Origin of the sequence: Streptomyces viridosporus, from assembly GCF_002078235.1 — a bacterium.
Lineage (GTDB): Bacteria > Actinomycetota > Actinomycetes > Streptomycetales > Streptomycetaceae > Streptomyces > Streptomyces viridosporus.
This window is the reverse complement of sequence record NZ_MSGP01000153.1, coordinates 1-7,479: the sequence shown is the minus strand read 5'-3', so window position 1 is coordinate 7,479 and position 7,479 is coordinate 1. Positions and strand designations below refer to the sequence as shown.

7 protein-coding genes are annotated in these 7,479 nt (G+C 75.7%); all 7 read right to left on the bottom strand.

Annotation, left to right across the window (positions count from 1 at the left end):
* On the bottom strand, nucleotides 1-1,174 hold a 1,174-nt coding region (locus B7L92_RS11950), incomplete at its 3' end, for a dihydroorotase (RefSeq protein WP_081237409.1).
* The gene (locus B7L92_RS11945; RefSeq protein ID WP_081237408.1) at nucleotides 1,162-2,265 is read right to left on the bottom strand and encodes an acyl-CoA dehydrogenase family protein; all 1,104 of its coding nucleotides are present in this window, start codon (nucleotides 2,263-2,265) and stop codon (nucleotides 1,162-1,164) included. The genes B7L92_RS11950 and B7L92_RS11945, both read right to left, overlap by 13 nt.
* Nucleotides 2,262-3,323, bottom strand: coding sequence for a PrpF domain-containing protein (locus tag B7L92_RS11940; protein ID WP_081237407.1), 1,062 nt, complete (start codon nucleotides 3,321-3,323; stop codon nucleotides 2,262-2,264). The genes B7L92_RS11945 and B7L92_RS11940 overlap by 4 nt, the downstream gene beginning before the upstream one ends.
* Nucleotides 3,320-5,134: an asparagine synthase (glutamine-hydrolyzing) gene (gene asnB / locus B7L92_RS11935; protein WP_081237406.1), complete on the bottom strand. Its 1,815-nt coding sequence runs from the start codon at nucleotides 5,132-5,134 to the stop codon at nucleotides 3,320-3,322. Before asnB ends, B7L92_RS11940 begins: the two co-directional genes overlap by 4 nt.
* A gap of 31 nt (nucleotides 5,135-5,165) precedes the next feature.
* On the bottom strand, nucleotides 5,166-6,116 hold the full coding sequence (locus tag B7L92_RS11930; RefSeq protein WP_081237405.1) for a PLP-dependent cysteine synthase family protein: 951 nt from the start codon (nucleotides 6,114-6,116) through the stop codon (nucleotides 5,166-5,168).
* 35 nt (nucleotides 6,117-6,151) lie between these two features.
* On the bottom strand, nucleotides 6,152-6,946 hold the full coding sequence (locus tag B7L92_RS11925; RefSeq protein ID WP_081237404.1) for an HpcH/HpaI aldolase family protein: 795 nt from the start codon (nucleotides 6,944-6,946) through the stop codon (nucleotides 6,152-6,154).
* The coding region (locus B7L92_RS11920; RefSeq protein WP_143626302.1) for a TauD/TfdA dioxygenase family protein at nucleotides 6,943-7,479 on the bottom strand (537 nt) is incomplete at its 5' end. The genes B7L92_RS11925 and B7L92_RS11920, both read right to left, overlap by 4 nt.

The window sequence follows — 7,479 nt, the reverse complement described above, 5'->3', positions numbered from 1 at the left end:
CGGCGTCGGCGCCCGCCTCCAGGCGGCCCTTGCCGGGCAGCCGGAACAGCTCCGCCGGCCGGGCGGACAGGTGCCGGGCCAGCCGTACGGCGGCCGTGTCGGGGTCCTCCTCGGGCCAGCGCCTGCGCATGCCCGTCCAGACGGCGACCGCCAGTTCCTGGACGCCGGGCAGCCCGGGCGGCGACTGGGCGACGCCCCGGGTCTTCTCCGCGACCGTGTGCGGGGCGTGGTCGCTGCCCAGCGTCTCCGCCTGGCCGTCGCGCAGCGCCCGCCACAGCCGGTCCTGGTCGCGCGTGCCGCGGATGGACGGCGACAGCCGGGTACGGGCGCCCAGACGGCGGGTGTCCTTGTCGGTGAACGACAGGTGGTGCCCGGTGACCTCGAAGGTGACGGGGAGCCCCGCCGCCCGCGCCGCGCACACCAGGTCGGCCTCCTCGGCGCTGGACAGGTGCAGGATGTGGGCGCGCGTGCCGTGCCGGCGCACCAGTTCGAGGACCTTGGCGACGGCGACGATGCCGCCGCTGCGCGGGCGGCGCGCCTCGTACTCCAGGTAGCTGCCGGGCTCGCCCCACCAGGCGTCCAGCAGCGAGAACAGTCCGTCGTCCTCGGCGTGCAGGACCAGTTGGACGCCGCCCTCGGCCGCCGCGGCGAACGCCTTCTCCAGCTGGCCGGCGTCGCGCACCACGGTGGGCGCCGTGTGGTGCCCGGTCATGAAGATCTTCACGCTGGTGGCGATCTGCGGCTCCAGCCCGGCCGGCGCTTCGGGGTGGTCCGGGTCGAGTCCGAGGTGGAACCGGTAGTCGACCAGGGAGTGGCCGTCGACGAGGGCCGCCTTGGCGAGCACCGCCTCGGGGACGAGGGTGGGCGGCACCGTGTTCGGCATGTCCATCACGGTCGTGACGCCGCCGCGGACGGCGGCCCTGCTGCCGTGTTCCCAGTCCTCCTTGTGGGTCAGGCCGGGAGTGCGGAAGTGGACGTGGGAGTCGATGAGTCCGGGCAGCACGTAGTGCTCGCCCGCGTCGAGGCGGGCGGCTGCTGCGGGCCCGGGGTCCGTGTCCGTGACGGCGGTGATCCGCCCGCCGGAGACGGACACGTGGCCGGGCCGCACGCCCTGCGGGGTGACCAGCCTGCGGCCGCTGACGACGAGTTCGGGGGCGGGGGTCAGCCGGTCCACGACACCGCCACCAGTTCCCGGCACAGGTCGTTGGTCGGGCCCATGAGGGAGACGCCGCGCGCGTCCGCGAGCAGGCGGCCGATCCGCGCCCCGTCCCGGTATCCGGCCGAGCCGAGCATGCGGGCGACGTCGAGGCAGATCTCCTCCGCGGCCTCGGTCGCGTGCAGCTTGCTGTGCAGGGTGGTCAGGCCCGGGTCGGCGGAGGTGCGCGCCCCGGCCCGCTCCACCACGGCGCGGGCCGCCTCCAGCCGGGTGGCCAGGCCCACCAGCCGGTGTCGTACGGCGGGCAGGTCCATGAGTCCGCGGTCGCGGGCGTGCGCGACGGCCAGGTCGAAGGCGGCCTGCGCGGTGCCGACGGCTACCGCTCCGAGGCTGGCCCCGCTCTCGCGGACCGAGGCGATGACGGTGGCGGCCCGCCCCTCCGGGCCGAGCCGGTCGGCGTCCGTCACGACGGCCCCGTCGAGGGTGACCAGCCCGGTCGCGGAGCCCCGCATGCCGGCCAGGTCCGGGCCGAGGTCGGGGACCAGCCCGGGGTTGTCGGCGCCGACGAGGAAGAAGGTCTGCCCCGCCGCCCCGTAGCCGCCCGCCGGTGCGCCGGCGGGCCGGGCGGTGCGGACCAGGACCAGGTAGAGGTCGGCGACGCCGGCACCGGTGGTGAAGGTCTTGGAGCCGTTGAGCACCCAGGTGCCGTCCGCGCGGCGCTCCGCCGCCGTGGACAGGTTCTGCTTGGCCGCGCCCGCCCCGCTCTCGCTCCACGCGGAGGCGGCCAGCCAGGTCCCGTCGGCCAGCGACGGCAGCCAGCGGGCCTGCTGCCGCGCGGTGCCCCAGTCGGCGATCCGGGCGCTGACGGCGAAGTGCTGGAACGCGATGATCGCCATCGACGGGTTGACGGCGGCGATCTGCTCGACCAGCGCGTTCACCGCGGCGGCGTCCCGGCCCGCACCGCCGTGCGCGGTGGGGACGGCGGTGGCCAGCAGGCCGCTGGCGCGCAGGGCCGCCAGCGCCTCGCGGTCCACCTCGCCGGCCGCGTCGGCCTGCTCGGCGCCCTCGCGCAGCAGTGCGCGCAACGCGGGCGTCAGCCGTGGTGTCATACGGCTCCCGACAGCGCCAGGCATTGGGCAACCTCCTCGAATTGAAGGTGACTGAGGGGCGCCAGGGCGAAGGAGCCCTGGAAGGTGACGTGCTTGCGAGCGACGGAGGACCACAGCAGGGCTCCATCGCCGTCGGCGCCGCCGGACAGGGAGACGACCGCGGTGACGGCCACCCTGCCGCCCGGCGTGGTGATGTCCAGGCGCCCGTCGCCGGCGTCCGTCTCGCGCGTGATGTGCCAGGGCACGGTGTCGGGGATGCGCGCGGCCGTGCTCAGGCACACCGCCCCGGTCAGGGCGAGGGCGGGGTGCCAGCCGGGCACGGTCAGGGCGCGCACCGCGATGCCGCCGCCCTCCGCCGGCAGCACGGCCGCGATCTTGGGGAAGGCGCCGCCGGGCGGCCAGCCGAGCCGTTCGGCCGCGGCGGCGCGCAGCGACTCCAGGCGCCGCAGCAGATCGCCGCCGGCGGCGAAGAGGGCGGCCTCGTCGGTCACTTGGAGTGCGCGCGCGTCGACGAAGGCGTAGGGGTTCGCGCTCGCCACCATCGACACCTCCACGCGCTGCCCGTCGGCCTCCAGCACCGTCCGGGTCCGCCCGGTGGGCAGCAACTCGGCGAAGGGCACCGGGCGCGGCTGGACGAAGGTGACGGTGAAGCCGACCTCGTCGCGTTCGACCCGGTCGACCTCGCAGACCACGCTGTCGCCGGTGTTGCGCACCCGTACCCGCACCCGGGCGCCGGGCACGAGCCGCGGCAGCATGCCCGAGCGGGCGGCGGCGACCACCGCCGCGAGCGCCGAGTGGCCGCAGGAGCCGCGCACGTCGAACCGGTCGGGTCCGCCGGGCAGGGCCTGGACGAACCGGTAGTCGAGGTCGAACATCGGGTGCGCGGACGGTTCCACCAGGGCGATCTTCAGTACGTGGGCGCCGCCCGCGGAGGTCAGGTAGCGGCGGGCCTCGGTCAGATGGCCCAGCAGCGCCGTGTCCTCGCGCGGCAGCCGGGCGGCGTCCAGCACGAACGTCGGGCAGGGGCTGCCGGCGGCGTGGGCGAGGTGGCCGATCACGCCGCCACCGCCACGGGGGCGGACGGGGCGCCGAGGCCTGCGGCGTCCTGGAACCGCTCGCGCCACACCTCGTGCACGAGCAGGGCCCACAGCGTCGACGCCGTGGTCTCGTCCGGGCGGAGTGCCTGCGCGTCGAACAGGGCGTCGACGGCGCCGCCCTCGAGCCGCCCGTCGGCGGCCAGGCGTGCGGGCCGGAGCAGGTCCCGCGCGAACTCCCACAGGGCCGTGCCGGGGGCGAGCATCGCGCTGACCGGCAGGGTGAAGGGCTGCTTGGGCCGGGTGAGCACACCGTCGGGCAGCAGTCCCCGGGCGGCCGCGTACAGGGTGCGCTTGACCTGCCCGCCGTCGATGCGCAGGGCATCGGGCAGCGCCCGGCCCAGGGCCACCACGGACCGCTGGCAGAACGGCAGCCGCGCCTCGACGGAAGCGGCCATGCTCAGGTGGTCGACGCGGCGCAGGTGGTAGGCGGGCAGGCGGTGGCCCAGTTCGAAGCGGGTGATGCGCTCCAGGACGCTGCCGGGCCCGTGGAGCAGGTCCTGACGGGCCGTCTCGGGCAGCGGGGAGACGTGCCGCAGGTGGTCGCGGTAGGCGTCGGTGTAGAGCCCGGCGCGCGTCGCGGCCGGGGCCGCGGAGAGCGCGTCGAGGTAGGCGCCGACCCAGTCGCCGCCGGCCGCGGCCGTCCGGGCCGCGGCGCGCATCCGCGCGTAGCCGCCGAACACCTCGTCGGCGGCGTCCCCGGTCAGCGCGACGGTGAACCCGGCCTGCCGTACGGCCCGGAACAGGGCGTACGTGCTCAGGGCGATCGGGTCGGCGTTGGGCTGGCCGAGGTGCCGGACGGTCTCCTCCAGCAGGGCGGGGAAGTCGGCCGGGTCGATCTCGACCTGGTGGTGGTCCGTGCCGGCGTGCTCGGCGACGGCACGGGCGAAGTGCCGCTCGTCGAACGGCCAGTCGCCCCGGTAGGCGATGTTGAAGGAGTGCACGGGGCCGTGCTCGGCGGCCAGCGCGGTGACCAGGCTGGAGTCCAGTCCCCCCGAGGTGATCAGGGCGACGGGCACGTCGGCGACGAGCAGCCGGCCGACCTCCTCGCGCAGCCGGTCGCGCACCCGTTCGGCGGCCCTGTCGGGCTCGGGCAGTTCGGCGGCGGCCGCCACGCGCCGCCCGCGGCGCGGGGTGCCGCCCAGGTCGCACACGAGCGTGGTGCCCGGCGGCAGTACCTCGATGTCCTCGAACATGGTCTGCTCGCCGAAGGGCGTACGGGTGGCCAGGTAGGCGTCCAGAGCGGTGTCCCGCATCCGGGCGCCGACCGGGCCGAAGCCCAGCAGGGCGGGGATCTCGGAGGCGAAGTGCAGGGAGCGGGCCGCCTCGTCCCACCGGTAGTAGAGCGGCTTCATCCCGATCCCGTCGGTGGCCAGCAGCAGCCGGGGCAGGTCGCCGCGCCGGTCGACCAGCGCGATGGCGTACATGCCGTCGAGGTGTTCGGTGAAGTCCTCGCCGTACTCCAGGTACAGGGCCGGGACGACGCCGCCGTCGCAGCGGTCGGCGAAGACGTGGCCGCGCGCCCGCAGCCGGCGGCGCAGTTCGTCGTGGTTGTAGATCTCCCCGTTGAACACGGCCTGGACGGGGCCCCCGAGCCCGTACGGCTGCTGTCCGCCGTGCAGGTCGACGACGGCGAGCCGGTCGTAGCCCAGGCCCCAGCCGGGGGCCCGGGTCATGCCGGTCGCGTCCGGGCCGCCGTGGCGCTGGAGGGCGGCGACGGTGCACATCTCGTGCGGTGTGGCCGCCGCGTTGAAATAGCCGTGGATCCGGCACATGTCTGCCTGTCTTTCCGTGCGGAGAGGACGGTCAGCGAAGCCTCGTCGACAGATAGCGCTCCCCGCTGTCGGGGAAGACGGTGACGACCGTGGCGCCCGCCCACCGGGGGTGCGCGGCGACGGTCCGGGAGGCCCACGCGGCGGCACCGGAGGACACCCCGACGGGCAGGCCGGTGGCGCGCACCACCTCGCGCACGGTGGCGGCCGCGGCCTCGTCGGGTACGGCGACGACCTCGTCGACGAGGGTGAGGTCGGTGATGTCGGAGACGTAGCCGGCGCCGATGCCGGGGATGCCGTGCGGGCCGCCCTCGCCGCCCGACAGCACCGCGGAGCGGGCCGGTTCGACGGCGACGACGTGCACGCCGGTGCGTTCCTTGAGGTAGCGGGCGGTTCCGGTGAGGGTGCCGCCGGTGCCCACCCCGCACACCAGGACGTCGACGCGGCCGCCGGTGGCCTCCCAGATCTCCGGGCCGGTGGTGTCGTAGTGGGCGCGGACGTTGGCCGGGTTGCGGTCCTGGCGCGGCAGCCACGAGCCGGGCAGGGAGCGCTGGAGCTCCTCGGCGTGCGCCCAGGCGGCCGTCAACCCGTCCTCGTGCGGGACCAGGACCACCTCGGCGCCCAGTTCGCGCAGGATCAGGCGGCGCTCCTCGGTGGCGTTGTCGGGCATCACGACGACGCAGCGGTGCCCGCGCCGGGCGCACAGGGCGGCCAGCGAGATGCCGGTGCTGCCGGAGGAGCACTCGACGACGGTGCCGCCGGTGGCGGGCAGCAGGCCCGACTCCTCGGCGGCGCGCATCATGGCGAGCGCGGCGCGGTCCTTGACGCTGGCGAGCGGGTTGAGCATCTCCAGTTTGGCGAGCAGGGTCACGCCGTCGGCGAGGCCCGGCAGGCCGACCCGCAGCAGCGGTGTGCCGCCGACCAGGTCCTCCAGCGACCGGGCGAGGGGGGCGGCCCGGCCGGGTCGCAGGTCCGTGTCTGTCATCACTGTTCCCCAAGTGGTGGGATACGGCGGCCGGTTCAGGCGGCGAGGTGCCCGCCGGCGGCCGCCAGGTGGCGGGCCGCGGCCTGCTGCAGGTGGGTGATGTCGCTGGAGACGGTGGCGAAGGTGAAACCCTCGGCGAGCCGTTTGGCGGCGCTCTCGCCGTCCAGGACGTGGATGCCGCAGGCGATCCCGGCCCGGCCGGCGGCACCGGTGACGCGGACCAGCGCGGCCTCCAGCGCGTCGGCGGTGGCGGGGTCGCCGAACCAGCGGGCGCCCAGGGCCGCGGAGAGGTCCGCGGGGCCGACGTAGACGGCGTCGAGTCCCTCGGTGGCGCAGATGGCGTCCAGGTTCTCCAGCGCGGCAGCGGTCTCGATCATGACGATGCAGGCGATCTGGTCGTCGATCCCGGCGGGCACGTCGCCCAGGCGCAGCTCCGCCCGCACGGGCCCGGCCAGACTGCGGGTCCCGGCCGGGTGGTGGCGGCAGGCGCGGACGACGGTGCGTGTCTGCTCGGGCGTCTCGATCATGGGCACGACCACGCCGCGGGCGCCGGTGTCGAGGGCGGCACCGATGGCCACCGGGTCCGGTGAGGGCACCCGGATGATCCCGGCGGAGCGGCCGCGGGCGTCGACGGCGAGCATCGCGGACTGCCAGCCCGGCTGGTGCATGACGCCGTGCTGGCCGTCGACGCCGAGGTAGTCGTAGCCCAGGCCGGCGATGCGCTCGGTGGCGGCCGGGTCGTTCAGGGCGATCCAGTAGCCGACGAGCCGTTCGCGGTCGCGCAGGCGCCGGGCGAAGGAAGCCGGCTCCTGGGCGCGGGGGCGGCTCACGCGCCCTCCTCGATGGCGTAGCTCCGCTTCCCGTCCAGGCCGACCGGCACGTCGCCGGTGATGGAGACCCGGTGCAGCACGCGCCGGTGGCGGTCGTAGTCGTTGACGGCGTAGTGCTGGGTGGCGCGGTTGTCGAAGACCAGGACGTCACCGGGGCGCCAGGTCCAGCGCGCGGTGTTCTCCGGGCGCCGCACGTAGGACTGCAGCACGTCGAGGAGGGGGCGCGACTCGCGCGGCGACAGGCCGACCAGCCACTGGGCGAAGCCGCCGAGGAAGAGGACGGGCTCGCCGGACTCGGGATGGACCCGGACCACGGGGTGGGCGGTCTCGAACCGGCGTGCCAGGAAGGCCCTGCGGACCTCCTCACCGCGCTCGGTGCCCAGGCGCGGCTGTTCGGCGTGGTTGGTGTGCACGGCCCACAGGCGGTCGGCGATCTCCCGCAGTTCGGCGGGCAGGTCCTTGTATCCCGCGGCCGCGTTGGCGACGAGGGTGTCGCCCCCGTACGGCGGGAGCACCACGCTGCGCAGCGTGGT